The organism is Neobacillus novalis NBRC 102450 (assembly GCF_001591805.1).
Classification (GTDB): Bacteria; Bacillota; Bacilli; order Bacillales; family Cytobacillaceae; genus Neobacillus; species Neobacillus novalis.
Window position 1 is genome coordinate 1 of record NZ_BCVP01000094.1, and the last position, 1,357, is coordinate 1,357.

Genomic DNA, 1,357 nt, shown 5'->3' on the forward strand with positions numbered 1-1,357 from the left:
GCACCGATTGTGGCGAGAGCCGTCATGAGAATCGGGCGGAGTCGAGTTTTTCCAGCTTCAAGTAACGCGGCGCCAACCGCCATGCCCTTCTTCTCATTCTGCTTCACGCGCTCCATCAAGACAATCGCATTGGTAACGACAATACCGATTAACATTAGGAACCCAACTAAAGCCGGCATCCCAAGTGCTTGATTCGTAAGATATAATCCTAGTAATCCCCCGGAAAACAAGAATGGTAAGGAGGATAAAATCGCTACTGGCATTAACATATTCCCAAATGCAATCAACATTACGATAAACACCAACACAACCGCTACGGCCATGGCAAGCATCATATTGGTAAACCCTTCGTTCATTGCTTGCGCTTGACCTTCTGAATGATAGCTTATCCCTTTTGGTAAATCTAAGGTTTTCAATCGTTTATCGACCTCTGCCTGCACGCCGGAAGAATTATCCGTCGTAATCCGGCCTGAAATCTGCACATATGGCTGCTGATTTAAACGATACAGCGCCGAAGGACTTGGTGTTTTCGTCAGGGTGGCCACTTCTGAAAGGCTTACTTGCTGCCCCAGCGGATTGGTCATTTTTTGACTCATAATATCATTGATTGTGCCCCCGGAAGTGCTATTCAATGACAAATTGACATTCGTTGTTTTTCCTTCTACTTGCATCTCAGCGACATGGTCACCTGAAATGAGTTCTCTCACATAGCCCGCAATCATGATCGGACTTAACCCTTTTTCTGCCGCTTGTTGATCATTGATTTTCAATTGAAGCTGTTCCTTCACTCCAGAGAGGTTGGATTCGACATTTTCTAAGCCATCAATATCTTGAATTTTATCGGTAATCATTTTTCCAGCCGTCTCTAAATCTTTGGCATTCCCGCCCTCGACCATTAACGCTAATCCTGATGTTCCGACAATCCCAACAGGAGAAAGAGCTACCTGCATTTCATCGTCCAATTTTTCTACTTTTGCTCTTACACTTTTTTCAAAATCACTTGTTTGCTCTTTTGTGACGCCATCCTTTAAATCGATGGAAAAACGAATATGCTCCCCATTTACAACCGTTTGCGTATGGTTAATATCCTTTTCATTTTTCAAAATGTCTTCTACTTTAACCGCCATCTCGTTTGCTTTTTCTAATGAAGTTCCAGCCGGTAAATCACCTGTTAACCGATAGGAAACAGCCTTTTCCTGTGGTAAAAAGTTCTGTGGAATCATTGGAACTAATGCCAATGAACCGGCAAACAAGATGATCGCTAACACAATCGTGACCGCACGTTTCGTTAAAACCCATGACAATACATGCCTATAAGCTTTTTCAAAAAATGTTTCTTTCACCTCTTGGTGTTTGA

General features: G+C 43.0%; 1 protein-coding gene. It reads right to left on the bottom strand.

The genetic code is table 11. From position 1 onward, the window contains the following. The coding region (locus BANVL01_RS26435; RefSeq protein ID WP_235845791.1) for an efflux RND transporter permease subunit at positions 1-1,304 on the bottom strand (1,304 nt) is incomplete at its 3' end. Between the last annotated feature and the right edge of the window lie 53 nt (positions 1,305-1,357).